We start from the raw sequence: 24,117 nt of genomic DNA, 5'->3' as shown, positions 1-24,117 counted from the left end.
TGATTCCTGTTTTCTACATTCACTTTATAGCTTTTCATTCATCATTTGACGAATCCGGCTTTTATCGGTAGATTGAACTGTTATGATTTTATAGCTTTTATTATTCTCAATTTTTACCCCGGTAATTGATTCATATTCTTCGACAGCATCCTTGTCCATATGAATCACACCTTTACCCAATGGATGCCGGTTATCGCCATTGTGTTTTATACCTGTTATCCAATACAGCTCCCCGCTTTCAACATCGTAACAGTTGCCGTGCCCATTTCCATGAAAAGCCTTCCCATTAAAATACAGCATTCTCCCCGTTTTTGAAAAAGATACATACCCGATCCATGCCGGGCCATCGTCGGAAAAACCTGTTTTAAGCTCCAGATATTTTAATTCGTTTTTCATTTGCAAATTTCTATACTAATCAAAGATACTTCTAGGTATCTAATGTTATATCGTCCCAGTCATCAGCATAAAAAGTAAGCCAGTTGATGGCGTAGTGCCGCTCCATTACAATGCTTAACTTGAGTCCGCCAGGCATAGGTTCATTATTCAGGTCTGCGTTTTTTGCTGCCCAATGGAGCCGGTACACAAGATCAGACATATCCAGAATTGCTGAAGTGGGTCTGACCATGGCTTCTCTAATAAAACCCGACGGGTCACTTAAAAACTCAGGAAGCCTTTCGAAGATATCGTTAGGCTCAATTTCGTGAGTGGGGAGTGCCAGATTTTCAACTTTATGGATAGCCCAAAGCAATAACCAAATGGCTTCTGTACGCCAGGAAATATTAACCTCTTCCTGCCTCGTTAGGATTTTTTTTGGAACAGGTCTTTTTCTGCAGGCGACACTTTGTCCCAAAGTGCATTTGCTTTCAAAAATACGATCACTTTCGAAGCATCTGCAGGAACTTCTGATACATAATTCAGATAGGTTAAAATCAGAATCCGTTCTGCGATCTCCCGTGCGGTTCTTAGCCGGGTTTCGGTTTCCTCTTCGATGAAAGGCAAATGGTCTATATACGGCATATTCAGTTCCCTTAATAATTCTTCTGTTTCCAGTTTTCGCTCTTCGGCTGTTTTCATAAATATAAGTTTCTAATAGTCAGGCAGTTCATTTTTTTAGCCCTTGCTGGTGTTTTTCACCAGCGAGTTTTATGCATTGAATCACATCGCCTTAAAGGTATCATCGCTGCTATCTTCCACCCAGTTGTATTCTATTTCAGTTGCCAGTTTTCTTACAAATTCAATCCCGTACCGGTCTCTCAAAAAACCTAAACACATATCAATGCCTGCGCTTACCCCGGACGAGGTATAGAATTTACCATCCACTACCCAGCGGGCCGCTTTGTTCCATTGCACATGTGGTCCGTTACCGCTTACCCAGGCGAAGGCCCTTTTATTGGAAGTGGCTTTTTTATGATCGAGCAAACCGGTTCGGGCCAACAAGGCGCTGCCGGTACATACCGTTAATACATATTTGCTTTGATCGGATATTGCTTTTATTTTTTCGATGAGCGCCAAATTATTAACCTCAGTTCGGGTACCCAAACCGCCGGGAACTAAAAAATTTCAACCGGGTTAGTAATGGTTTCCAGCTTACCGGTCGAAAGAACAACGCCATGTTGCTTGCTGATGAGGCCGCCACGCAGTGAATAAAACGCTATGGTATATAAACCATCAAGTCTGCCGAATACTTCCACCGGCCCGAAAACATCGAGGGTTTCAAAATTATTAAACAGCAATACCGCTACTTTCATCATCTTTTAAAGATACGTTGCTTAGTCAATACCTGCTTTTAGTACCGGGTGATGTTTTCACCTGATACAGCAATACTGCTGCAACGGGAAAAATAAGTAGGGCTTATTGTTACCTGCCTTTTTATCGGCAGCAATACCTTTTAAAATCATCTCCAATGCCCATTTCAACAGCTCATTAGATTGCCTGTTGTTGAGGCGGTTCACATCTTTATTAACGATCAACGGTTCAACACCGCAAAGTACGGTTACAATGTTCTTTAAGTTCTCATAGTTCTTGTCTCCAACCTCGTCACGAAAAGGCCGCATCACCACTTCCAGTGTTTTAGGTCGCCTGCCACCCCGGTGCGCGCTGGCCTTTTCGCCCTTTACCGATTTATCGAGCACCAGGCTCAGGTACTTTCTAAACGGTGTTTCATGCTTTTGTATCAGGTTGTTGAAGTAGTCCTGCACATAAAAAGAGAGACTGTGCCAGGTCCATATCTTTTACGTAAAAAGAAAAGTCTTCCGGGTCTTTATTGGTCATGGCAATGGCTACATCCAAACAAAGAATATCGATATTGGGATAATACCTGTAAATAGTAGCCCTGGAGATCTGCATTTTGGCAGCAACATCTTCTAAAGAAAAATCTTTCTTAGAAAGCAGCATTTTCCTGGCTGTTTCCAGTATGCGTTGCTGCGTTTTCAATTTCTGGTTGATGCGGCCACTCGATATGTTATCGTTACTCATGAGACAAATATCTTATAAAAATTTGTGATTGCGAAAACTAAGTTCTATATTCGTGAGACAATCGTCTAATAAACTAAAAAAATGAAATCGAACAAAGAGCTGGTTTGCATGGGGCACCAAATTATTCTGCACGAAACCTCAGGTGATTACGATTTAATGGAAGGCATCAGCGCACCGGGCGTACCGGGCCCTCCCCCTCATTATCACCAGGGTTATCATGAACTTTTTATGGTAATCGAAGGTGAAATGGAATTCTAATTGGCGACAAGGCTGTCACTGTTAAGGCAGGTTCAAGCATCGATATACCAGCTAATACACTCCATACTTTTAAAAATGCGGGCACCGAAAACTGTCGCTTTATGAATGTGCATAGCCCCAAAGGCTTTATGTCTCTTTTTGAAACATTTGGCATTGATGCAAAAGAAGAGAATGCATTTGAAAAATCGGTGGCACCCCAGCTATTGGGCAACCTGGCGCGGCAGTCGGCCAGCTATGATATGCATATTGTAATGGGATAGCTTTCAGGATATTATTTTGCCTTCTAAACAAAAAATACAATAACCCTTAGCAGCACAGGCTGCAGATGCTCCATACCTAAAAACGAATCAATGCATTAAAAAAGCTTTGCAGTATTTGCAAAGCTTTTTTCCAATAAACGTGTTTACCAATTATTGAGTTGGGTTCTGTGTTAATGTTCCCGGATAAGAATTAATGGCGTCCTGAGGAATATAATAAACCACCCGGTAATCGGTGGGTGCTATTGCTTCAAACTGTTGGTGAGGACCAGGATAGCGACGCGTTAAAGAGCCGCCATTGCGAAACACATCATAGCTGCGCTCTGCCTGGAAAGCAAGCTCCAGCTGGCGCTCCTTATCTATTCGTTCGCTTGCATTGGATGCATCGATCGACGAATAGCCGCCACCTGCTATAGAACGCGTACGAATGGTATTCAAATCGGTTAATGCCTGGCTGTAATTACCCAGCTTTGCATAAGCCTCGGCCCTGTTTAAATATACTTCTCCCAACCTGCTTATAAGCGGGGAGTGAAGATGTGAATCTTCGCCTTCGCGCGAGCATTTTACAATATAAAACTGCGGATACACACGGTTAAGAGAAATGAAATTGTCAATAACACCGGTATATGTTTTTCCATCCTTATACAGTACAGAATAAATTTCCTGTGCGGCATCAACCGGGGTGAGCGTGTAGGTAATATCTCCCTCTTTACAAGTTATAGTACCTCCGCTGCGTGTAATAGTTGCCTGTACATAATTGAGCACATTAGGACCATCTTCTTTAATAAAACGAAAAACTTCAGCGCCACCGGCCGCATAGGTGGGCTCAATAAAAGCTGCACGGGCATCTACAATTTTGTATTTGGCAGGGCGCCAGTCGTTACGCCCGGTTTCATTCAATAAAGCGATGTGCTTGGCACTGGCATACATTTCACCCCAACCCATTCCTCCAATATTGGCATACATACCGCCTACACCGTAATAATGATCAAAACCTGAAAATTCAGAAGCCACCCGTTTTACCGCAAAAATGGTTTCGGCATTATTCTCCGGCTTCAGGGTATTGTATTTCATAAACTGTTCGCGCGGCAGTAATGAATAGCCACCGGTGCTGATTACCTTATCGGCATAATCAACCGCCAGTTGGGCATACTCCCTGTTGGGCGCCTGGTAGGTACCGCTCATATACAGGTAAACCCGCGACAGCATGGCCTGGGCTGCGCCTTTTGAAGCATATACGGGACCTTTCTTTTTGGTAAGCAATGTTTCGGCTTTCTTCAGGTCGCTGATCACCTGCTCGTAAGTAGCTTTTACAGTGGCACGGTCGGGCAGCTCCAGGTTGATCACATCGGGAGGTGTTCCATTAACAATAGGCACACCCAGATTGGTTTCGGGGCTTTGATAATACGGACGCCCGTAAGCTCTTACAAAATAAAAATATAACATGCCCCGTATAAAATAACATTCTCCCAGGTTATTATCAATGTCTTCACTTTTTCCTTCCTTCCTCAATCATATTGATAACATTGGAGGCCTGCGCGATGGCTTTATAACCAGAGTTCCAGAACTGGTTTAAGCGGCCGTTATTGGGGGAACGGGAGAATGAGATAAACTCATAAAATGCGTCGGTAGAGGAGCCCCTGATCATTATATTATCTCCTGCATACTCGCCGCAACGATGCATAGGATCGGACCAGGCTTTTAATTGTGCGTAAGTACCATTTAATAAAGACTGCAGGGAAGCTTCCGGATCTGTAACGATTCTATCTGAGTCCATGGATCCGTAAGGATACCGGTCTATATCACAGGAGGTGAACAGCGCCGATATAAGTAGTATGATAAATATCTTTTTCATTCGTATAAATGTTTATTGTTTTCGACCGCTATCATTTTTAGCAATAGCATTGATAAAGATTGCTGCTGTATATGTTTAGAATGACACATTTAATCCAAACATATACCTGCGGGTGGCAGGGTATACCGATGGACCGGTAGAGCTTAAAACAGCGCCGTCGTTGGCCGGTATCTCAGGGTCTACTCCTGAATAATTGGTAATAACAAACAGGTTTTCACCGGCAAAGAACACACGCAGGTTATTTACTTTAAACCGGCTAAGCTTTACATTGTAACCAACCGTAAGTGAGCGCAGCCGCAGGAAATCCCTGTCTTCGAGATAACGCGAAGACATTTGGTTGCCTTGCTGGGTATTATTGTACCTGGCTACCGGGTGTGTCGCTATGTCGCCCGGTTTCTGCCAACGGCTCCATTCGGGCATCAGCTTCATCTGGTTACGATCGGTATAAGTACCATCAGAGTCATACTCCTGCCTTGAATAGTTATAAATTTTACCGCCTACGGCATAACCAAATACTGCGCTCATATCAAATTGTTTGTATTGCAGTGCAGTAGAAAATCCACCGAAGAAAGTAGGAGATGCCCTGTAGAGTTTTTCAAATGTAGCCTGTGCATACCTTGAAGTAGTATCCCGTGCTGTTTCGTTGCCATTGGCATCGCGCTGCACTTTATACCATAATGGCGAACCATTCTCCGGGTTTACTCCCGCCCACTCTTTCAGGTAATAGGTATCAACCGGGCGGCCCGGTTCTAATACACGTTGTGCAGAGCCTGCTATGCCCAAACCGTCTCCGATGATTACAGGTTTTACCGAATAAGTGCCATCTGCATTCTTTGTAGGATATAGTTTGGTGAGCTTATTGGTATTATAACCCAGGTTAACATCGAGGCTCCATAACCAGTCTTCGTTACGAACGATATCTCCTCCCAGGGATACCTCGATCCCTTTGTTATTCATTTCGCCTATATTTCTCCAAATGCTGGTTACACCGGTTAACCCGCTTATGGGAACCATGTACAAAATGTTATCGGTGTTTTTATTATAATAGTCCAGCGTTAATCTTAACCGGTTGCTGAAAAAGCCGCATCTACACCTACACCAGTAGTATAGGTTCGCTCCCAGGTAAGGTCTTTATTGCCGATCTGGCTAATCAGCGCACCCGGATCTTCGTTATAGCTGGCGGCTGTTGATACAGAATAAAGACTGTATTGCGGATACAGGGTATTGGGTCGGTTACCTGCAGAACCGTAAGAAGCACGCAGTTTTAAAATATTTACCCAGTCGGCATTAAACCAGCGTTCTTTATTAATGTTCCAGCCCGCACTAAGCGAAAAGAAGTTGCCATACTTGGCATTGTCTCCAAAGTTAGAAGCGCCGTCCCTGCGCAAAGAAGCTTCCAACAGGTACCTGTTATCGTAGGTGTAGTTTGCTTTAGACAAGTAAGATTGAACGGCCCATTCGTTAATATTTCCTTTTGTACGCTCAGGCTTCGCCACTACATCCAGTACCTCAAACCCGGGGATAAAGCCGGTACCGTAAACGTCGAGCGTTTTGGCATAGTAGTCGTTAAATTCGTAACCGGCAACAGCATACAAAACATGCCTGTCCCAGGTTTTGTTCACCGTGAACATCTGGTTGGTATAACGTCTTGCATATTCGTCTCTATAATCTGTTAAGCGTCCTTTTACATTTAAAGCGGAGTTGGAGCGGGGATCGCTATAGCCACTTGCTGAATAAGTATTGTACCGGTAACTGTTTACGGAAGAAAAAGTAAGCCAGTTGGTAAGCTTTGCCTCAAAGTCGAGGTTACCCATTAATTCGTAGTTTTTATTTTCGGAATGATCCCACTGCAAATCATATAGGTAATTGGTTCCGGCACTATTTACCCAGCGACTGGAACGATGTCCCACCAGGTTGCCCGCAGAATCGTATGGGCTATCCCAGGGAAAGTTGGAGTACATTGCTGTGGTGGAATACTCGCGGTTTTTTACATGCCGGTAAGAGCCTACAACGGCAGGTTTCACCTGTAGCCATTTAAATGGTTTATACACCTGTGTAAGCCGCGCATTATAGCGTGTATAATCGTAGCCTTTTACCGCTCCTTTTTCATCGTAGTAGCCAACAGAGAGGTAAGACTGTAGTTTCTCCGTTCCGCTGGCAATGGAAACGTTGTGGTTTTGAGTGAACCCGTTTTGTACGGCCAAATCCCACCAATCAAAATTACTGTTGCGTAAATTAGCATTCCAGCGTGGGAAAGATATGGTGCCTGCATTGGCAAATGACGCATAATAGTCGTACAGTTCCGATCCGTTCATCATTTTCAGGTTACCGTTGGTGAGCGTGCTTACACCCATGCGGGTTGAATAGCTTACACTTGTTTTGCCGGCCCTTGCTTTTTTGTTGTTACTACAACTACGCCGTTGGCACCCTGCGATCCATAAATGGCAGTAGACGCGGCATCTTTAAGAATGGTCATGGTTTCAATATCATCCGGATTCAAATCGCCTGCGCCTGATCCTACAATTACCCCATCAATAACCCACAAAGGACTAGTAGTGCCGCTTAAAGTGGCCTGGCCTCTGATAACCACTGCGCCTCTTGATCCCGGGCGGCCGGAGCCTGGTGCCACAAATGCGCCCGACACCTTACCATTCAACATATTCTCCACCGAAGGAGTGGTAATATCTCTCAACTGGTTTCCGGTTACCGTTTGCAATGCGCCGGTTAAGCTTCCCTTCTTCTGCACACCATAGCCTACCACTATAACTTCTGTTAAACTGCCCTGGGCTGCCTGCAACACAAGCTCTATGGTATCCTGTGCACCAACTGTTATCTCCTGCTCCTGGTATCCAATGCGTGAAAACACCAGCACATCACCTTCGTTCGCATTAATAGAAAATCTGCCCGTTGCGGATGTTACCACGCCTGCACTTGTTCCTTTGATTACAACTGATACGTTTTCTAAAGGCGCCCCGGTATTGTCTGTTACCAACCCGGTAATGGTTCTTACCGTAGCATCCTGTGCCAGCAAAGGCAGCTTTTCAGCAATAACCACCCTATTACCCGAAAGCAACTTCCAGGAAAGATTTACCCCGGTTAATATTTTGTTCATTACATCTTCCAGGCTGGCCTTGTTTGCGTAAACAGAGGTAAAATGTTTTTGAGGCAATACATCGCTGGAAAAATAAAAGCGGTAAGGAGATTTTTTTCAATTTTTTTAAATATCTCGTTTAATGATACCTGCTCTTCACTAAGGCTGATAGTTTGCCCATAGTTGGTAGCAGAAACCTGCAGTGCCAGGCCGAGAAACAGAAGAGATAATTTCATGAAAAAGAAGATTTTCCTAAAGCACAGGCGTACAGCCCTCGCTTTATAGCAAGTGCAATTTTGCATATATTTGTTTTGAGTTAATGAATCAAGACCACTGAAGTTGACGCTTTAGTGGACAATTACTTAGGAGAATGTGCTAGCATTCTCCTTTTTTAAAATGACTTTTTTCTTCGTTTATTTTTTACTCATACTATTTCGTTTAAAAGTTTTTGGTTTAATGAACTACTCTATGAAAACTGTATCTTTTTCCCGGTGATACCTTATGGGTTTAGACATGTTAATGATCTCCAATATTTCGTCCAGATCCGCATCATTATAAGAACCGTTATAGCGTATCTGCTTGTATTTATCAGATCGGAATATAATTTTTACATCAAAAATATTTTCCAGTTCGGCGGCTATTTCAACCAGCGGTTTATCTGCAAAAACTAACTGATCACGCGTCCAGGAGGTTTCTGCAATCAGGCTATCTACCACGGTAATCGAATCAATTTTTACCACACTGGCCTTGCCCCGCGTCCCCGGTTTATCTGCCCTGTTTTGCACCATTAATTTTTGTCCGGGGCTAAGCACAAAGTTTCCTTCGGCCTGGTTTTTTAGAAAAACGGATATTTTTCCTTTGATGAGCGCTGTTTCGAAATATCCATTTTTTAATGATCGTACATTAAAAACAGTTCCCAATACTTTTATATCGGCAGTGGGGGTATGAATAATGAAGGGCCGTCCTGAATCATGGGCTACATCAAAATACGCTTCTCCCTGGAGCGTTACCTCCCGCTTGTCGGTTTTAAAATGCTCGTCGTATTTTAAGCTGCTATTGGCATTGAGCATTACAATAGTGCCATCCGGCAGCTTTACTGTTGATTTTGAGCGCCTGGTTGTTGCCGTTTCGTTGCTGGTAGGTATATCAGCATGCTTTTGTTTTAGCAGGGTAAAGCCAATTCCGGCAGCTATAACCAGGACCGCAGCCAGGGGATGAGATATTTTTTTACTGGCTTTTTATTAGCTTCAGGCCTGCCCGGTTGGTAGGCATTTTTATCCCACAAGCCGCGCAACTGCATGTTCATTACGTCAGATGTGTAAGACATCTCTGCACGCTCCTGGTCCTTATCATTTTGAGATGCAGGCTTTATGAGTTCGTCAAAAAGAAGCGTAACTCAGGACGCTGGCCCAAAATGCCCTCCAGCTCTTCCAGCTCAGCCGCGGAGGCACTGCCCGACAATTTCCTGGTAAACAATATAAAAAAGCGCTCCTCCTGCATTTTCCTTTCCTGTATATTTCTATAAGACTACAGAAATAACATTTACCCTTAGTGCGGTCAGTAATTTTTTTCAGCAGATAGCCATCCAGTGTATGCCGGAGCTTTTTTAAAGCAGCAGACATATGGGCTTCCAGGGTTTTCTGCGATATCTCCAGGATGGTGCATGCTTCTTTGTAAGAAAGTCCCTCCTCTTTAATAAGCCGGTAAACCATCTGGCTTTTAGGAGGAAGCGCAGCTACTGCAGCTTCTATAATCTGTGAAAGCTCTGTGGCTATTACCTGCTGATCGGGCATTTCGCCCCTACAGGTGTCTCACATGTTTCTTCTATTTCAAGATGATTCTCTTCTTTATACTTTTTAAGATAGGTAAGCGCCGTATTTCTTGTGGCTACCAGCAAGTAGGATTTTAGATGCTCAATATACGCCAGCCTGTTTTCCATGGTCCAAATGCGAATCATTACATCAGAAACAATTTCTTCGATCAAAGATTTTTGGTGAACGATAATAGCCGCCAGCTTATAAATAGAAGGATGGAAATACAGGTACAGCTTCTTATAGGCAGCCTGGTCACGGGCATATGCTACACGATTCTGCAAGTATAAAAGCTGAGCTTTATCCATATTCAAGCGCTGATTTATTTTGAAGTTATATTAATTCCTAATACAACTGTCCGTTAAACCAGCCTAATTTCTGTGCTATCGATTGCGCAGTTACTTTTTATAAACCCATAGGATTAGGGGTAATTTGGTTAGCCATCTCCTCTTCTTTAATTATGCAGTTTGGGAAAAAATTACCCAGTATCGCTGTATTACATTAAGAATGTGATTGTTGTTGGTTGAATGCTGTTAACAGGAGTTTTTATAAATTTCCGGTTGAAGCGTATCCGGTACGGTTTAGTGTTATCGACAGGCCATATCAGCGTTTATTGTCTCAGTATCTTCTCCATCTTCCTGCCTTTGGCGAGCTCATCAATTAATTTATCCAGGTAGCGGGCTTTTTGAACAATAGGATCTTCGAGCTCTTCTACCCGGTAACCACAAATAACACCGGTTATTTTGGATGCATTAGGATTGACCTGTGGCGCTTCGTTGAAAAAGGCTTCGAAGGTTGATTTTTTATCAATTTGTTGCTGCAGGGTTTTGGCATTGTAGCCGGTAAGCCAGAAGATGATCTCATCTACCTCTTCTTTGGTACGGCCTTTCTTTTCTGCTTTTTGAATGTACATGGGGTACACACCTGCAAAGATCAATTTGTATATTCTTTGTGAATGATCCATTTGATATAGACTTAAGTATATTCAGAATAATGTTAAATATACGCATTGTAGCATGTTTTGAAAAGAGAAGGATACCTGCTTCCTGATTCGTGAGGACATGAATCCCGGCTACGGGGCTGCTACAAGCTTCTATAAGTTACAGGCCAGCTTGCCCAACTGCTGCAATTTGGTTCCCAGGCTATCCGTCCAGGGGAGGCCGATACAAAGCCGGATACAGTTTTGAAACTGGTTTTGTAATGTAAATATTCTTCCCGGCGCAATGCTGATGCGCTTTTTCAAGGCATCGTTGTATATTCAGCTGTGTCTATTTGCTTTGGAAACTCCACCCATAAAGCAAGGCCACCCTGAGGCTGGCTGATTTTAGTGCCCTGAGGAAAACAATTAGCGATAATCTGTGCAAACTGGTTATAATTATCCTGCAAAGTTCTACGAAGCTGGCGAAGATGGTTGTCGTACCTGCCGGTAAGCAAAAAATTACCAACCGCCTCATGAATAATAGTAGTAGCAGATAAAGATTGAATAAACTTCATTCTCAATATCTGCTCTTTATATTTTCCCGGAGCAACCCACCCCACCCGGTAACCTGGAGCCAATGTTTTGGAAACAGCACCACACCATAATACATTACCTTCTTTATCAAAAGACTTACAACATTTAGGTCGCTCCGCGCCAAAATGCAGATCGCCATAGGTATCGTCCTCAATCAATGGAATATTGTGTTGCGCTAAAATGGATACCACTTCTTTCTTATGCGCATCGGGCATACAATAACCCAGAGGCGTATTGAAGTTGGGAACCAGAAGGCATAGATCTATTTTAGCCAGCAGCTTTTTAAAAGCATCCATATCTATTCCCGTAACCGGATGTGTAGGTAGCTCCAAAACCTTTAAACCAAAACTAACAGCCAGTTGCAAAATGCCGGGATAACAAGGACTTTCCAATGCCAGGGTATCGCCGGGTTTAGCTACCGCCATGAGGCACAGGGCCAGCGCATTCATACAGCCATTGGTGGTGATAATGTCGTTTTGTTTTAAACGTCCGCCCCAGTTGAGCGAGCGGGCGGCGATCATTCTTCTTAACTTCTCGTTGCCTTGTAAAGGCTCGTACTCGGTGCCCCCATCTTTGAGCTCACGGGTAGCTGCAACAATTTCCTTTTTTAGCTTGGCCAGTGGCAGCAAATCACCCGAGGGTACACCAATAGAAAAAAGCGTAAGTTCTTTATGAGCTATATTAGAATAAACACTATTAATGAGCTGATCGGGTTCTGCGTTTTTGCGATAGCCAAAGGCCTGCTGGCTTCGGGTAACGGCAGCTTCATATAACCCGGCATGCTTACGAAATATCCCGACTTTGGTTTAGACTCTATCAGGGATTGCGCCTCCAGTTCGAGGAATATTCTTTTGGCAGTATTAACGCCTATTCCATGTTGCGTGCTTAACATCCTCACCGACGGCAGGCGGTCGCCGGTTTTTAAACACCGTTCCGGATCTGGTGGGCAATGTTACCTGCTATTTCGTTATATAAAAATTCTTTCTTCACCCTGCAAAGCTAACTGTGTCCGTCAAAATAACAAAAACTGTGACTGTGTTTATCTGTGTCCTTTACCGAGCTTTGTTTTTTAAATCAACTTCATGAATGATATAAGCATTACACCGGCAAAAGAAGCGGCTACCCATGGATGGCTCAATGGCTTTATTGGTGTTTTATTATTTAGCGGATCTTTGCCGGCCACAAAACTGGCGATACTGGGTTTTAGTCCTTTGTTCCTTACTTTTTCGCGCGCTACCATTGCAGGGCTGCTGGCTATGGCAGCGCTAAGTATTTTTAAAGAAAAGCGGCCGAACCGCAAGCAGGTTATTCCGTTGCTTATTGTTGCGCTGGGTGTTGTATTAGGCTACCCGTTACTAAGCGCATTAGCTTTACAACATATTACCTCGGCTCATTCTATTGTTTTTGTAGGACTACTCCCTCTTGCCACGGCACTCTTTGGTGTATGGAGAGGGGGTGAGCGTCCTAAGCCTTTGTTCTGGGTGTTTTCTATTATGGGCAGCTTGGTGGTTATTGGCTATGCTGTTGCACAGGGACTTACGGCTTCTCCGGTAGGCGATTTGCTGATGCTGGCGGCTATTATCGTATGCGGACTGGGTTATGCCGAAGGCGCCAAACTCTCCAAAACCCTGGGCGGCTGGCAGGTCATCTCCTGGGCGCTGTTGCTTGCGCTGCCGGTTATGGCACCATTATCCTTTATTTACATGCCACGGACTTTTGAAAATATAGATGCCGGTGCGTGGATCAGCTTGGGCTATGTGTCTTTATTCAGCATGTTCATAGGCTTTGTATTTTGGTATAAAGGCCTCGCGCAGGGCGGCGCGGCATCGGTAGGTCAATTACAATTATTGCAACCCTTCTTCGGACTGGCACTGGCGGCTTTTATATTGCAGGAACAGGTAAGCTGGGGTATATTGCTGGTGACAATTGGCGTAATAGCTTGTGTAGCGGGATCGAAAAGGTATGGAAAATGAAAAACAATATTAAAAAAGCCAGGCCTAATGGGGACCTGGCTCTAAGATTTCTTTTTGCGATGGTTAATAATTGATCAAAACTCCGGCTCCAAATCCCATATCGCTATCGTAGTGGGTACGAACACCCATATTTCGTGTAATAATATAACGCAGGTCGGCCATATACTCCAGGTCGGAGTTTACCATAAACCCGGCCCGTAATCTTTTCGAAACCGGTATATCTTCGCGCATCAGCGATAACCGGAATATACCATCGTGGTACACTTCTGCCTGCACATTTACCAACATAGGCAGGGTGTACATCACCCCCAGGCTTACCGCAGCTCTATTGTCCTTTTTATTTACCTGCCCAAAGATGTTTTTCTCATGCTCGTCTTTTCCCATTTTCCGGTAACGCCAGTCAAATCCTATAAATGGCATCAGCCATTGCATTTTTCCTATATAGCGCCCCAGGTGCGTTTCCACTTCGTAACCATGCATATTATTATATCCTAAACGCCATTCTGTTCCCAGGCTCCAGCGAGCGTTCATCAGCATCAGCTCACCGTCGTTGCCATTGGTAGCAAAATCGTTCTGAATCATAAAGTGTGGCATATTGCTTTCGCGCTGCAGCATTTTATAGGCTTTTGCTTTATCGGGAAGGAGCGGGTTTTTATAGTCATCCACTGCAAAAACGCGGTTCATGCCTGCCATCATATGATATAGTATATGACAATGGAAAAACCAGTCTCCCTCTTCATTAGCCAAAAACTCAATGGTGTCCGTTTCCATCGGCATAATATCCAGTACATTTTTTAATGGCGACTTCTCGCCCTTCCCGTTGATCACCCTGAAGTCGAAGCCATGCAGGTGCATCGGGTGCCGCATCATGGAATTATTGTAAATGGTGATCCTCAATACCTCTCCTTTTTTACCGGTATCTTATCGCTTTCTGAAAGCACCCGGTTATCCATGCTCCATACATAGCGGTTCATGTTTCCGCTGAGTGTAAATTTTAGCTCTTTAACCGGTGCATCAGCCGGAAGCGAAGTGGTATTGGGCGACTGAAGCATGGAATAGTTGAGTGTTACTATTTTGCTTAGCGCATTGGCATTATAACGGCTGGTATTTTCATCGCCCTGCATTTGATGCCCCGCTAAAGCAGTATCCTGCTTCATCGAGGCCATTTGATCATGGGATCCGGGCTCTTTATTTTTCTTCTTTTCCGGGCCCGTTATCTCTGGATACATTACAACGTTCATATCCATCTGGTTGAGGCTCATATTCATGCCCATATCGTCCAGGTCGCCATTCATCTTCATCATATCGTTCATCATCTTCATTCCCTCAAAATACTTGAGGCGCGGCATAGCCCCTGCTAATTGTTTTGCACCATCGCCAATAAAATAACTGGTGGACTGGGTTCGGTCTTCTGTAGTAGCCATAAATTCGTAAGCTTTTCCATTTTCGGGAATAGTAATCACTACGTCATACGTTTCGACACCGCAATAATCAACCGGTCTACCTCTACGGGATCTACATCGTTTCCATCATTTGCCACTACGGTCATTTTTCCGCCTGCGTAGCGCAACCAAAAGTAGGAGGAGGCACCCCGTTCGATATACGCAAGCGAACTTTATCGCCTGCCTTGAGCGGCCTGCCATCAATACTTTTTAGCTCGGTTACGTTCTTCCCGTTTAACAACACTTTGTTATAATATACATCGCTCACATCCATAGCCAGCATACGCTTCCACTCATTAGTAAGCTTGGTTTTAAAATGACCGCTTCTAATAGCTTCAGCATAGCTTTGCGTGGCGCCTTTTTTATAGCAAACCAATCGCTTGCATTATGTAGCATACGATGCACATTTTCAGGTTTCAGGTTGGTCCATTCGCTGATTATAACCGGAACAGCAGGCAGATCATCAATCCCTTTTCTAACTGTTTTATCTCCGGCTCTTTTATGCATAATAAAACTGCCATACATGCCTATTTGCTCCTGCAAACCCGAATGAGAGTGGTACCAATGTGTACCGTTCTGGATAATGGGGAACCTGTACGTGTACGTGCTCCCCGGGGCAACAGGCATTTGTGTAAGAAATGGCACCCCATCTTCTTTATTAGGCAGAAATACGCCATGCCAATGCAGGGAAGTGCCTTCTTTTAGCTGGTTATGCACCACAATTTCTGCGGTATCCCCCTCGGTAAACTCCAAGGTGGGCATCGGTATTTGCCCGTTTACAGCTATGGCTCTTTTCTCCTTTCCGGCATAGTTAACCGTGCTGTCTTTTACATACAAATCGTAGCGAACTACTTTTTGAGCTTCAGCGATTTGAGAAATACCGATTGCCAGCAATGCTAACGATAATAACTTTTTTAAAAACATAATTTACGATCTACGTGATATATTCTGAGAATGAGGATGCCTCGTTTACGGCTATTCTTTTGTTTCAGCTACTTTGCCGCAGTTAAGCATAGCAGTACCATAATAAGGGTTTTTAATCTCTTTTTCTTTGCTTAACCAATATGCTTTTTCATCGGGCAGTATTGGTAGTGTATCGCATGACCTACTTTGTCTGATTTTTTTACCAATTGCCACATATTTGTGGAAACATCATTAAATGCTGCTCTCTGCTTTTCAATGGTACCAGCCTTACTTAATTTATCGGTTGCCTTCAGTAATGCATCTTTTTGTGCAAAGCTTCCTTCGTTTTTTAAGGACTGGTGTAATGCATTGACAGCCTGTGCTGCGGTTTTACCATCGCCATTTACCAGGGCGTCTTTTACCTTGATATAATCATTCAACAATGCGCTTGTGTTTTGGGCAAATGCTGAAAAACTCAATAACATTACTACTGTTGCAAAAAATAACTTCTTCATAATTTTATATTTTTATTATTGAATATTTTACTCCCGGACCAATGGCTCAGCTTTAAATCCTGCCTTTTTAATCAAATCCAATACCTGATCACGGGTAACTCCTTCCGTTTTAACTGTCAGTACTTTATCTTTATTAGTAGTATCTACATTCCATTCGCAGATGCCTGCCGCGTTGTTGAGGTGGGGGGTTACTGATGCTACACAACCTCCGCAATTAATATTTGTTTTGAACTGAAACTCTTTATTTTCCATTTTACTGATTTTTTAATTTTATTATAGTTCATGTTTTAAGGGAACGCTGTAACCTGCTTTTTCAATAGCCACAACTATTTTCTCTTTATCGCTATCTGAAGACAGCGAAACGGTTATTTGCCCCGCTTCCAGTTTGCTAATTTGAGTGCCTTCTATTGCTTTTACAGCATTGTTCACTCTTGCCTGGCAATGTGCGCTCTGCATATCTGGTATAAGAATGGTTACCTCTTTCATTTCTTCTTATTTTAATATTACAAAATTGGATCAGTTTTCAATGATCGCTGTTATGTTATTTCCTGTTTAATTTATAAGATTTGGAGATGACAGAATTCCCCCTGGTTATTTATTCCATTTCAAACGAAGGCTATTGCCTACTACGCTCACACTGCTTAGGGCCATTGCCGCACCTGCGATCATGGGGTTTAATAAGAAGCCGTTGATGGGATAAAGAATACCTGCGGCCAGAGGTATGCCGATCAGGTTATAAATAAATGCCCAGAACAGGTTTTGTTTAATCGTACTAACTGTTTGTTTTGACAAACGAATGGCTTGCGGAATTTTAGTAAGATCGGAAGAAATGATTGTCATTTTCGCTACGTCCATCGCAATATCGCTGCCTTTGCCCATGGCGATGCTTACGTCTGCTGTAGCAAGTGCCGTGCTATCATTGATCCCATCTCCCACCATTGCTACCACTTTGCCTTGTTGCTGCAGTTCTTTTATAAAATCGGCTTTGTGTTGTGGCAATACTTCTGCCCTGTAATGTTTGATGCCCGTTTGCTGTGCAATAGCTTTTGCTGTGGCCTCGTTATCACCGGTAAGCATGTATAGCTCTATGCCCATATCCTGCAGTTGGCCAATCGCTGCCACCGATGTTTCTTTGATTTTATCGGCAATAGCAATAACAGCCAGTGCCTGTTTACTATTGGCAAACCAGATAATAGTTTTGGATTGTTGGCCCCACTCATCCGCATAGCTTAAAAGCTCATCACCAATAACGATATTATTTTCAGTCAATAGCTTTTTATTGCCTACTACATAGTTTTCCTTGTTATAAACAGCTCTTACTCCTTTACCAGTAATACTTTCGAATGAGTGTAGAGAAGCAGCTACAACCTCATCCAACTGTTTCACCACCGCCTCTGCCAGGGGTGTTCCGATTGTTTCTCAATTCCCAGTAAAATATTCCGGGCAGTATCATCATGGTTCAGCCATTGGATATCGGTAACCCTGGGCCGTCCTTCGGTGATAGTGCCGGTTTTATCAAGCACAATGGCTTTTACTTTTTTGGCTAACTCCAGGCTTTCCGCATCTTTTATTAGGATTCCCTTTTCGGCGCCTTTACCTACGCCGACCATAATGGCTGTGGGAGTAGCCAGCCCTAATGCGCAAGGGCAGGCGATAACCAATACCGTAACAGCAGCCAGCAGTCCCTGTACTATTCCATTTTCGCCACCTAAAATCAGCCACAGTACAAATGTGAGGATAGCAATGCCTATTACAACCGGAACGAAAATACCGGCTATCTTATCTACCAGTTTTTGTACCGGCGCTTTACTACCCTGGGCTTCCTGTACCATTTTAATAATATGGGCTAACATGGTTTCTTTCCCCACATTTACCGCCTTAAACTTAAAGCTTCCTTTTTGGTTAATAGTTCCCGCAAATACCTTTTCGTTCTCCTTTTTTAGTACGGCAACAGGTTCACCGCTCAGCATGCTTTCATCTACATAGGAGCTGCCGGATATTACGATGCCATCTACCGCAATTTTCTCTCCTGGTTTAACCAGTATCATGTCACCAGCCTGCACTTCCTCAATAGCTACCTGTTGTTCTGTTCCATCAGCCCGTACTACCAGTACTGTTTTGGGTTGCAGACCCATTAATTTTTTAATAGCTGAAGAAGTGTTGCCCTTGGCTTTTTCTTCGAGCAATTTTCCTAAAAGAATAAACGCAATTACAACAGCAGCTGCTTCAAAATATACATGCGCGTGCAGGCCCCTCTCGTGCCAGAAGCCGGGAACAATACATTGAATACGCTAAACAAATAAGCAATCCCCGTGCTTAATGCTACCAATGTATCCATATTTGCCGACCGGTGTTTGGCTTGTTTCCATGCGTTAACAAAAAATCTTTGCCCAGCCACAATACTACAGGTGTAGCAAACAGCCACATTATTTCATTAGCATAAGGCACATTCATAAAAACATACCGATTACTACTACCGGCAGCGACAACAATATTGCCCAAATCGTTTTGTTTTTTAGCTTGCGAAATTTTTCTTCGTGGATGGCTTCCAGTGTTTCCTGCTGCCGGGCTTCGTCTTCTACCAACAAGTCGTAGCCAATAGATTGAACAGCTTTTTGCAATTTGGAAGCATCGGTTATATTGGGCAAATATTCAACCGTAAGATTGCCGGTAGCGAAGTTTACGGATGCACTAGCCACCCCCTCCTGGTATTTTACGATACTTTCGGTGCTGCCCGCACAGGAAGCGCAGGTCATGCCCAACACAGGGAATGTTCTCTTAGCGGTAGAGACCCCGTAACCGAGGTCTTTGATGGCTTTCACAGCATCAGCAACCACTTCGTTATCCTTCACTGTAATAACAGCTCTTCGGTTATTAAGCTCTACCTTATGGCTTTCTACGCCTTTTACCTGGGCTAATCCTTTTTCTACAATAAGCGCACAGTGTTCGCTTTCAACATCTTCCAACGGGATGTAAACGGGTTCCTGAATAGTATTTGCAGTCATATCTCTTGCTTTATTTTATTTAATAAAGGTCGCAAGAGAAGCCGTGGCAGCTATTGTGTAATTATGTATTTGATTTGTAAGATTTATACCTCATCTAAGGGTTTTCTCTTTTTTCCCTGATTTGCTTAAAATAGCTGGGAGTTAATCCCGTTGTTTTTTTGAACTGGTTGCTTAAGTAAGCTACGCTTGAATAATTGAGACGGAAGGCTATTTCACTTAAAGACAGCTCATCGTAAACCAGCAGTTCCTTTACTTTTTCTATTTTTTGTGCAATGAAATATTTCTCAATAGTAGTGCCTTCTATTTCCGAAAACAGGTGAGACAGGTAGTTGTAGTCCTGGTGCAGTTCTTTACTCAATACTTCAGAAAGATTGGTTTTAATATCATTGTCTTGGTAATGAACCAGGTTAATAATTACATTCTTGATCTTTTCAATAATCCGGGCTTTTTTGTCATCAATCACCTCAAAGCCAAATGACAACAATGCTTTTTCCAGTTTGATCTTTTCTTCAGCGGTGAGCTCTTTTTCAACGCTCACCTCTCCAAGTTTGATGTCAACAACTTTCAAACCCAGCTTTTCCAACTCGCTTTGCACCACCATAATACAGCGGTTGCAAACCATGTTTTTAACAAAAATTGTGTTCATATTAACTCCGTCATTGTAGCCTGTACATACATTGCGGCTGCATTGCTTACTGCAATATACATTATTGGTTCCAAGTACATACGGTAGTATCCTTTTCAGATATTTTGCATCCGCTTACAACAGCTAAGGGTAGTTAGTTAAAGATAGTCCTATAAACCAACCGACACCAGTTATGCTCGTTCATGTGCTTTTGATGAATGGCTTTAAAAAGTCCAGCGTTGCCTTGCATTTTGATTTTTATAATTTATTTCCACTTACGTATTCTCCTTCTACATAGCCACCATTAACATAGCGGGAAGTGTCATTGATATGCCATGCATATACTCCGGATACCATTACTCCAAGATCCCGGATATAATCATAAACCATATTTTGCCAGTGATCAAATGGCGGCAAATAGTCTTGTAACAACAAAAATTCTTTTAAATAATTATCGTGCAGTTCAAGCGCTTTCATATAAGCTTCCTGAACCGGTATTTGATATTCCTGCTGTAATACTTTTACAAGATTCATTGTATCCCCTTCCCGATGAAGCTCTTTTGGTAAGGAGACGATATCATTATGGATCCCTATCATGAGGCAACAAATAGTTTGGACACGCTTAATATGAGGATGATCAATAATTTCATCCGGCAGCTGACGGTATTCTTTTTGCAGCAGCAGATAGTCACAGTAGGGTAGCACTCCGCTGGTAGCCTCTCTGTTAAGCAGGTAAACCGGAAGTGGCGCAATCGAATTGGTCCGGTAATAGATTCTCTCTTCAGCAAATCCTTTAAATGTGGCCCGGATTGAATTAACAAACCTCTTGTAGATATGTTCAGGAAAGTCAAACCTAAGGGCATCCTGCCTGAGCTCCCAGAATAAATGTAAAATGCCATTTTCTGCAGGTTCCCTGGGGTCATCTCCCGTTAACAAGGCATGAATGCTATTCGTTACGTGCTGCATTTTGTCACGCGAGCATCGGTCAAAGTAATCATCCATCATTGCACCATTGGCTGTATAATTGGCGAGGGGAAGTAACTCGTCTATTGATTTCAAAAAGGACAGCCCCGTGCTGCAATATCAGATAAATGATGTTTTTTATGTTTTTCACGTGCATCTTTACTATGTATTATATACTCGGTATCGATCCAGTCATAATATTTTTGCCGTAATTGTTTAAAATCGGGATGGATGTAGTCGGCAAAAGGATAACTGGGCTTGGGTAACTGGCGCAAGTCAGCATAGAATTGCTCATCCGTCATAGATGTAGTCATGGTCGTTGATTTGAGGGTTCCGATAAAGTTAAAAATAATTTCAATAATTATCGAAATTTACCTTCCCGGCCATAAAAGCTATTGACAACGTTGCGTACGAAACATAAAGGCCGGTGTAACATTGCGTTTTACATAAAAAAAAATCCTGTAAATATACAGGAGTTCAACCTTCAATAAACGGGCGGTCCCATTATAATTCTAATATACTTTTTACCTATCAGTGCTGCTTTTATTGGTTTTTATCCATACAAATGCTTCTGCGCCGGTTTGGCTGGCATCAGCATAAGGAACCAATACCAATTCTTTCGGTTTATCTCTGTTTGAAAGTAATTGCATGGTATAACACTGTCCACCTGCCCAGCCCGCTGGTAGTTTGCTGTTGGTTTCAAGCAGCTTGTATTTGCCTGCCGTTGGGTAAACAATATCATCAAATAAATTTGAATTCCTGTTTATTGATCGATCTACAGACAAAATTTGCGGCCCTCTTCGTATCGCAAAATATCCCGGATAGCTTTTACCGCCATCAATAGTAGAAACAGGCATATTGAATGAAACTGAAATTTCATCTTTATTGTTCCAATACCTTTCAATCTTAATAATTTGATTGGATTGACCCGTATAAGTTTTGCCATTTATGATTGCTGTAAATCGGGTAGCCCAAACCGGCACGCGTAACTGAAACGTTGCTTTTGCTTTTTTGGGAAGCGTTACTAAAATAGTGGCTTTACCATTTCCCGGAAATTCACTTTTAATATCCAACCCAATACTTAGCTTTTCCTTTCCTGCATCAATACTGTCCTTAATATTTGCCGCCTCGTACATAAGAATTGTTGGTATGTTATTGACCCGGCCGTAGTTAATTAGAGGGATTAAAGAAATACCACGCGGGATGCTGCTTAAACAACAGGTGATATTGCACCGGTAAGGCTTTGCGCCCATTAATGGCGTGTAATAACTAACGCAACCTGTTTGAGGGTTTTCGGCACCTAAAAGGTGGTTGTAAACACTTTTTTCAATTTCATTATAGAACTTAAGGTTACCGGTTATTGAAAACATTTGCATGTTAAATTGCAGCCAGGTAGTAGTAACACATCCTTCGCCCATGTGCGCTGACGTATCGGCTTTTAAAATATTATCGGCTACAAAGTGTTCATGATCGCTACTGGCGCCGGTAATGTATAATCGCTTTGATGTAATATCATCAAAAGCATTATTGGAAACGGACAATAAGCTTTCGTCTCCGGTTAAGCGATACATCTTAACTAATCCTAAAATATTTGAAAGCATTTCATAAGCTTTTGCGTTACCAACTTTATTAACCTGTTTGTCTTTCAAAAGAGTCTGAACAATTGCCGGGCCTCCTGCAAAATCGTAAGAGCGAATAATGTATTTACAAAACTCGAAATACTTTTTATCTCCGGTCCACATATACAAATCGAGCATCGGATCAAGAACTGAGGTAGCTGCCATGCCTGTATGAGATCCTGCTTTCAAAATATTTTTTCCCTTGCTCATCGCCAAAAGTATTGCAAAGCAAATCCCCGATCTTTATAGCAGCATCTATGGCTCTTTGATCTCCCGTAACCTTGTAATAGGCCAGTAATCCATATATATCGTATTTATGAACCCACACATCCCAGGAAGTCCAATAATTTTCGGGGAGATAGGTACCCAAATAGCCATCCGGTTTTTGTGTGCTTATTAGTGTATTAAACACCCTGTCCATTTGAACTTTAAGTGGGATGTTTTGGGTATTAGTCCAGGTGTTTGCCGCGCTTTCCAAATATTTCCCAACATGTTCGCCAACCCATCGTTGCTTACCAGGCCTGTTTAAAAATCCATCAAGCAACCCCTGCTCATCAATTTTAAGCAGCCGGTTATTTACGTTTTGAAAATACCTGCTGCCCAAGTAACCGGATAAAGTATTTTGCTGAGAAAATTGTAAAGGAAATACATCAGGAATAAGATACTGTACTTTTTGCCGCGGCGCAACACTTGCGCCAACATCCGTATTAATAATAATGGCAAAGCAAATTAGAAGACCTGTAATCAGGTATTTAAGTTTCATGTATGACGGTTTTATTGGTGATCTGATTAATTAAAAATGACATTTGCTGAATTGCCACGGCGGCTTAGATTCATTCACCAGCTTGCGGCCTTACCCGCAAACATAGCAGTAACAATCAACGACAATCCTCTTCTGCCGCCGCTACCACGAGTGAACCTTTAAAACAACAAAGCAACTATTTGTGGCTGCAAAATTTGCCGATTCGCGAATACAGGCAACGACTACCACTTTGTTAGCATCTTTGCCTCACCAGCACATAAAAAATAATTTGATAAGAAGGACTATCCGAAAATTATTTTAGATCGTCCTTTAATGAGGCTCCGGTATTGGTTTTTGAATTTTGAATATCGAGCTTTTGGTTATCAATACTTACAAGAGGCTGGTTGACTACTTTTATAAATGTATTGTTTATGGCTATATCCTCGCAGTTTTTTACGACTATGCCTGATGAGGAAGGAATATTTTTTCCCTCAACGCTAATTAATGTTATACCTACCTTTTTGCATGCTGTAAAACTCAAAGCTTCATATGCACCATCCCATACGTTGATCGAATCTATCTGTACGTTTGAGCAATTATTAAACGCTAAAAGGCTTTGGCGCAATTCTTTTTAATGTAGCCAGCATCCATTAATTTTTTTAAGGCTTTTAAAAAATTAGTACTGTTCCCCTCTATTACTCCTTTGCCGGAAATGCCGATATTCTGCTGCCCCTCGGCTATTACCAACCCTTGTATGGTTGCCTGACTTTTATACTCATAAGGAGATGCAGCGCCAACGAGTATGGCGCCTTCCTGTAACTTTATATACACATTAGATTTAAGATGGACGGTTCCTGTAATATATCTGCCCACGTAAAACACAAGTGTACCGCCACCCTGCTCATTTATATAATCAATTGCTTTTTGTATCGACGCCGTGTTGTTTGTAACTCCATCAGACAGCACACCGAATAGAGAGGCATTATATTCTTTAGCATTCACATTGGCATAGGCTAATATCCAGATAATTAATATGGTCAATTTTCTTTTCATATTGTTTGGCTTAAGAA

Annotated in this window: 42 protein-coding genes and 1 pseudogene; 4 read left to right on the top strand and 39 right to left on the bottom strand. The window is 42.6% G+C overall.

Annotation, left to right across the window (positions count from 1 at the left end):
• Positions 1-24: 24 nt before the first annotated feature.
• From MKP07_RS09440 to MKP07_RS09415, 7 genes are all read right to left on the bottom strand, one after another.
• Positions 25-396, bottom strand: coding sequence for a hypothetical protein (locus tag MKP07_RS09440; protein WP_240846982.1), 372 nt, complete (start codon positions 394-396; stop codon positions 25-27).
• Positions 397-427: 31 nt separating this feature from the next.
• A complete protein-coding gene (locus tag MKP07_RS09435; RefSeq protein ID WP_262919228.1) occupies positions 428-850 on the bottom strand; it encodes a DUF4272 domain-containing protein in 423 nt (140 codons plus the stop codon).
• Positions 799-1,074, bottom strand: a complete 276-nt coding sequence (locus MKP07_RS38125; protein ID WP_262919227.1) for a DUF4272 domain-containing protein — start codon at positions 1,072-1,074, stop codon at positions 799-801. The genes MKP07_RS09435 and MKP07_RS38125 overlap by 52 nt, the downstream gene beginning before the upstream one ends.
• Positions 1,075-1,155: 81 nt before the next feature.
• Positions 1,156-1,512: a DJ-1/PfpI family protein gene (locus MKP07_RS09430; RefSeq protein ID WP_240846981.1), complete on the bottom strand. Its 357-nt coding sequence runs from the start codon at positions 1,510-1,512 to the stop codon at positions 1,156-1,158.
• Between the two features lie 38 nt (positions 1,513-1,550).
• Positions 1,551-1,751, bottom strand: coding sequence for a type 1 glutamine amidotransferase family protein (locus tag MKP07_RS09425; protein WP_240846980.1), 201 nt, complete (start codon positions 1,749-1,751; stop codon positions 1,551-1,553).
• 54 nt (positions 1,752-1,805) lie between these two features.
• Positions 1,806-2,198 carry a hypothetical protein gene (locus tag MKP07_RS09420; RefSeq protein WP_240846979.1) on the bottom strand — a complete coding sequence of 131 codons (393 nt, stop codon included), beginning with the start codon at positions 2,196-2,198 and terminating at the stop codon, positions 1,806-1,808.
• A complete protein-coding gene (locus MKP07_RS09415; protein WP_240846978.1) occupies positions 2,161-2,475 on the bottom strand; it encodes a TetR/AcrR family transcriptional regulator in 315 nt (104 codons plus the stop codon). Before MKP07_RS09415 ends, MKP07_RS09420 begins: the two co-directional genes overlap by 38 nt.
• Before the next feature lie 81 nt (positions 2,476-2,556).
• On the opposite strand from MKP07_RS09415, the gene MKP07_RS09410 reads away from it, so the two are divergent.
• From MKP07_RS09410 to MKP07_RS09405, 3 genes and pseudogenes are all read left to right on the top strand, one after another.
• Positions 2,557-2,733 (top strand): cupin domain-containing protein, encoded by a 177-nt coding sequence (locus MKP07_RS09410; RefSeq protein ID WP_240846977.1) that lies wholly within the window; start codon positions 2,557-2,559, stop codon positions 2,731-2,733.
• Positions 2,727-2,831 (top strand): annotated as a pseudogene (locus tag MKP07_RS42335) (cupin domain-containing protein); the annotation flags it as partial. The gene MKP07_RS09410 and the pseudogene MKP07_RS42335, both read left to right, overlap by 7 nt.
• A 3-nt stretch (positions 2,832-2,834) precedes the next feature.
• On the top strand, positions 2,835-2,993 hold the full coding sequence (locus MKP07_RS09405; protein ID WP_240846976.1) for a hypothetical protein: 159 nt from the start codon (positions 2,835-2,837) through the stop codon (positions 2,991-2,993).
• 150 nt (positions 2,994-3,143) lie between these two features.
• Here the strand turns inward: MKP07_RS09405 and MKP07_RS09400 are convergent, their stop codons facing one another.
• From MKP07_RS09400 to MKP07_RS09345, 13 genes are all read right to left on the bottom strand, one after another.
• Positions 3,144-4,502, bottom strand: a complete 1,359-nt coding sequence (locus MKP07_RS09400) for a RagB/SusD family nutrient uptake outer membrane protein (RefSeq protein WP_240846975.1) — start codon at positions 4,500-4,502, stop codon at positions 3,144-3,146.
• A complete protein-coding gene (locus MKP07_RS09395; protein ID WP_240846974.1) occupies positions 4,480-4,845 on the bottom strand; it encodes a RagB/SusD family nutrient uptake outer membrane protein in 366 nt (121 codons plus the stop codon). Before MKP07_RS09395 ends, MKP07_RS09400 begins: the two co-directional genes overlap by 23 nt.
• Before the next feature lie 75 nt (positions 4,846-4,920).
• Positions 4,921-5,865 (bottom strand): SusC/RagA family TonB-linked outer membrane protein, encoded by a 945-nt coding sequence (locus tag MKP07_RS42330; RefSeq protein WP_394803550.1) that lies wholly within the window; start codon positions 5,863-5,865, stop codon positions 4,921-4,923.
• A gap of 41 nt (positions 5,866-5,906) precedes the next feature.
• Positions 5,907-7,199 (bottom strand): SusC/RagA family TonB-linked outer membrane protein, encoded by a 1,293-nt coding sequence (locus MKP07_RS42325; protein ID WP_394803549.1) that lies wholly within the window; start codon positions 7,197-7,199, stop codon positions 5,907-5,909.
• Between the two features lie 14 nt (positions 7,200-7,213).
• Positions 7,214-7,957, bottom strand: a complete 744-nt coding sequence (locus tag MKP07_RS09385; protein WP_240846973.1) for a carboxypeptidase-like regulatory domain-containing protein — start codon at positions 7,955-7,957, stop codon at positions 7,214-7,216.
• Positions 7,957-8,172: a hypothetical protein gene (locus MKP07_RS09380; RefSeq protein ID WP_240846972.1), complete on the bottom strand. Its 216-nt coding sequence runs from the start codon at positions 8,170-8,172 to the stop codon at positions 7,957-7,959. Before MKP07_RS09380 ends, MKP07_RS09385 begins: the two co-directional genes overlap by 1 nt.
• Before the next feature lie 225 nt (positions 8,173-8,397).
• Positions 8,398-9,081 (bottom strand): FecR family protein, encoded by a 684-nt coding sequence (locus MKP07_RS09375; protein ID WP_317235977.1) that lies wholly within the window; start codon positions 9,079-9,081, stop codon positions 8,398-8,400.
• A 234-nt stretch (positions 9,082-9,315) separates the two neighbouring features.
• A complete protein-coding gene (locus tag MKP07_RS09370) occupies positions 9,316-9,729 on the bottom strand; it encodes a sigma-70 family RNA polymerase sigma factor (RefSeq protein ID WP_240846970.1) in 414 nt (137 codons plus the stop codon).
• Positions 9,711-10,031, bottom strand: a complete 321-nt coding sequence (locus tag MKP07_RS09365) for an RNA polymerase sigma factor (RefSeq protein WP_240846969.1) — start codon at positions 10,029-10,031, stop codon at positions 9,711-9,713. The genes MKP07_RS09370 and MKP07_RS09365 overlap by 19 nt, the downstream gene beginning before the upstream one ends.
• A 326-nt stretch (positions 10,032-10,357) precedes the next feature.
• Positions 10,358-10,684 carry a DUF2200 domain-containing protein gene (locus tag MKP07_RS09360; RefSeq protein WP_240846968.1) on the bottom strand — a complete coding sequence of 109 codons (327 nt, stop codon included), beginning with the start codon at positions 10,682-10,684 and terminating at the stop codon, positions 10,358-10,360.
• A 156-nt stretch (positions 10,685-10,840) separates the two neighbouring features.
• Positions 10,841-10,990, bottom strand: a complete 150-nt coding sequence (locus tag MKP07_RS09355; protein WP_240846967.1) for a hypothetical protein — start codon at positions 10,988-10,990, stop codon at positions 10,841-10,843.
• On the bottom strand, positions 10,987-11,889 hold the full coding sequence (locus MKP07_RS09350) for an aminotransferase-like domain-containing protein (RefSeq protein WP_240846966.1): 903 nt from the start codon (positions 11,887-11,889) through the stop codon (positions 10,987-10,989). Before MKP07_RS09350 ends, MKP07_RS09355 begins: the two co-directional genes overlap by 4 nt.
• Positions 11,890-11,936: 47 nt before the next feature.
• The gene (locus MKP07_RS09345) at positions 11,937-12,152 is read right to left on the bottom strand and encodes a hypothetical protein (RefSeq protein ID WP_240846965.1); all 216 of its coding nucleotides are present in this window, start codon (positions 12,150-12,152) and stop codon (positions 11,937-11,939) included.
• 190 nt (positions 12,153-12,342) lie between these two features.
• Here MKP07_RS09345 and MKP07_RS09340 point away from each other — a divergent pair, with 190 nt between their 5' ends.
• Positions 12,343-13,233 (top strand): DMT family transporter, encoded by an 891-nt coding sequence (locus tag MKP07_RS09340; protein WP_240846964.1) that lies wholly within the window; start codon positions 12,343-12,345, stop codon positions 13,231-13,233.
• 63 nt (positions 13,234-13,296) lie between these two features.
• Here the strand turns inward: MKP07_RS09340 and MKP07_RS09335 are convergent, their stop codons facing one another.
• The 19 genes from MKP07_RS09335 to MKP07_RS09255 all read right to left on the bottom strand — a co-directional run bounded on the left by MKP07_RS09335 (position 13,297) and on the right by MKP07_RS09255 (position 24,100).
• A complete protein-coding gene (locus tag MKP07_RS09335) occupies positions 13,297-14,130 on the bottom strand; it encodes a multicopper oxidase domain-containing protein (RefSeq protein ID WP_240846963.1) in 834 nt (277 codons plus the stop codon).
• On the bottom strand, positions 14,127-14,696 hold the full coding sequence (locus MKP07_RS09330; protein ID WP_240846962.1) for a cupredoxin domain-containing protein: 570 nt from the start codon (positions 14,694-14,696) through the stop codon (positions 14,127-14,129). The genes MKP07_RS09335 and MKP07_RS09330 overlap by 4 nt, the downstream gene beginning before the upstream one ends.
• Entirely contained in the window at positions 14,696-14,782 is an 87-nt protein-coding gene (locus tag MKP07_RS09325) for a cupredoxin domain-containing protein (RefSeq protein ID WP_240850723.1), read from the bottom strand. Before MKP07_RS09325 ends, MKP07_RS09330 begins: the two co-directional genes overlap by 1 nt.
• Positions 14,779-14,958 carry a cupredoxin domain-containing protein gene (locus MKP07_RS09320; protein WP_240846961.1) on the bottom strand — a complete coding sequence of 60 codons (180 nt, stop codon included), beginning with the start codon at positions 14,956-14,958 and terminating at the stop codon, positions 14,779-14,781. Before MKP07_RS09320 ends, MKP07_RS09325 begins: the two co-directional genes overlap by 4 nt.
• Complete coding sequence (locus MKP07_RS09315; RefSeq protein ID WP_240846960.1) at positions 14,940-15,599, bottom strand: multicopper oxidase domain-containing protein; 660 nt, start codon at positions 15,597-15,599, stop codon at positions 14,940-14,942. The genes MKP07_RS09320 and MKP07_RS09315 overlap by 19 nt, the downstream gene beginning before the upstream one ends.
• A 131-nt stretch (positions 15,600-15,730) precedes the next feature.
• The gene (locus MKP07_RS09310; protein ID WP_240846959.1) at positions 15,731-16,093 is read right to left on the bottom strand and encodes a DUF3347 domain-containing protein; all 363 of its coding nucleotides are present in this window, start codon (positions 16,091-16,093) and stop codon (positions 15,731-15,733) included.
• Positions 16,094-16,120: 27 nt separating this feature from the next.
• Positions 16,121-16,345, bottom strand: coding sequence for a heavy-metal-associated domain-containing protein (locus tag MKP07_RS09305; RefSeq protein WP_240846958.1), 225 nt, complete (start codon positions 16,343-16,345; stop codon positions 16,121-16,123).
• Between the two features lie 21 nt (positions 16,346-16,366).
• A complete protein-coding gene (locus MKP07_RS09300; protein ID WP_240846957.1) occupies positions 16,367-16,579 on the bottom strand; it encodes a heavy-metal-associated domain-containing protein in 213 nt (70 codons plus the stop codon).
• Between the two features lie 105 nt (positions 16,580-16,684).
• A complete protein-coding gene (locus tag MKP07_RS38120; protein ID WP_317235794.1) occupies positions 16,685-17,482 on the bottom strand; it encodes an HAD-IC family P-type ATPase in 798 nt (265 codons plus the stop codon).
• Positions 17,476-18,279 (bottom strand): HAD-IC family P-type ATPase, encoded by an 804-nt coding sequence (locus tag MKP07_RS38115; RefSeq protein WP_262919226.1) that lies wholly within the window; start codon positions 18,277-18,279, stop codon positions 17,476-17,478. Before MKP07_RS38115 ends, MKP07_RS38120 begins: the two co-directional genes overlap by 7 nt.
• A gap of 23 nt (positions 18,280-18,302) precedes the next feature.
• On the bottom strand, positions 18,303-18,518 hold the full coding sequence (locus MKP07_RS09290) for a hypothetical protein (RefSeq protein ID WP_240846956.1): 216 nt from the start codon (positions 18,516-18,518) through the stop codon (positions 18,303-18,305).
• A gap of 25 nt (positions 18,519-18,543) precedes the next feature.
• Entirely contained in the window at positions 18,544-19,098 is a 555-nt protein-coding gene (locus tag MKP07_RS09285; protein WP_240846955.1) for a heavy-metal-associated domain-containing protein, read from the bottom strand.
• A gap of 94 nt (positions 19,099-19,192) precedes the next feature.
• Positions 19,193-19,744 carry a helix-turn-helix domain-containing protein gene (locus tag MKP07_RS09280; RefSeq protein ID WP_240846954.1) on the bottom strand — a complete coding sequence of 184 codons (552 nt, stop codon included), beginning with the start codon at positions 19,742-19,744 and terminating at the stop codon, positions 19,193-19,195.
• 237 nt (positions 19,745-19,981) lie between these two features.
• Positions 19,982-20,782 (bottom strand): terpene synthase family protein, encoded by an 801-nt coding sequence (locus MKP07_RS09275; RefSeq protein WP_240846953.1) that lies wholly within the window; start codon positions 20,780-20,782, stop codon positions 19,982-19,984.
• Positions 20,779-21,000, bottom strand: coding sequence for a hypothetical protein (locus MKP07_RS09270; protein WP_240846952.1), 222 nt, complete (start codon positions 20,998-21,000; stop codon positions 20,779-20,781). Before MKP07_RS09270 ends, MKP07_RS09275 begins: the two co-directional genes overlap by 4 nt.
• 210 nt (positions 21,001-21,210) lie before the next feature.
• Positions 21,211-22,515, bottom strand: coding sequence for a glycoside hydrolase family 127 protein (locus MKP07_RS09265; protein ID WP_262919225.1), 1,305 nt, complete (start codon positions 22,513-22,515; stop codon positions 21,211-21,213).
• Entirely contained in the window at positions 22,448-23,068 is a 621-nt protein-coding gene (locus tag MKP07_RS38110) for a glycoside hydrolase family 127 protein (protein WP_262919224.1), read from the bottom strand. Before MKP07_RS38110 ends, MKP07_RS09265 begins: the two co-directional genes overlap by 68 nt.
• 292 nt (positions 23,069-23,360) lie before the next feature.
• The gene (locus tag MKP07_RS09260; RefSeq protein WP_240846951.1) at positions 23,361-23,588 is read right to left on the bottom strand and encodes a hypothetical protein; all 228 of its coding nucleotides are present in this window, start codon (positions 23,586-23,588) and stop codon (positions 23,361-23,363) included.
• A 65-nt stretch (positions 23,589-23,653) separates the two neighbouring features.
• The gene (locus MKP07_RS09255) at positions 23,654-24,100 is read right to left on the bottom strand and encodes a glycoside hydrolase family protein (protein ID WP_240846950.1); all 447 of its coding nucleotides are present in this window, start codon (positions 24,098-24,100) and stop codon (positions 23,654-23,656) included.
• Between the last annotated feature and the right edge of the window lie 17 nt (positions 24,101-24,117).

The organism is Paraniabella hibiscisoli (genome assembly GCF_022512515.1).
Classification (GTDB): Bacteria; Bacteroidota; Bacteroidia; order Chitinophagales; family Chitinophagaceae; genus Niabella; species Niabella hibiscisoli.
Note: the sequence above shows the minus strand (reverse complement) of the source record. Positions and strands in the feature narration are given on the sequence as shown.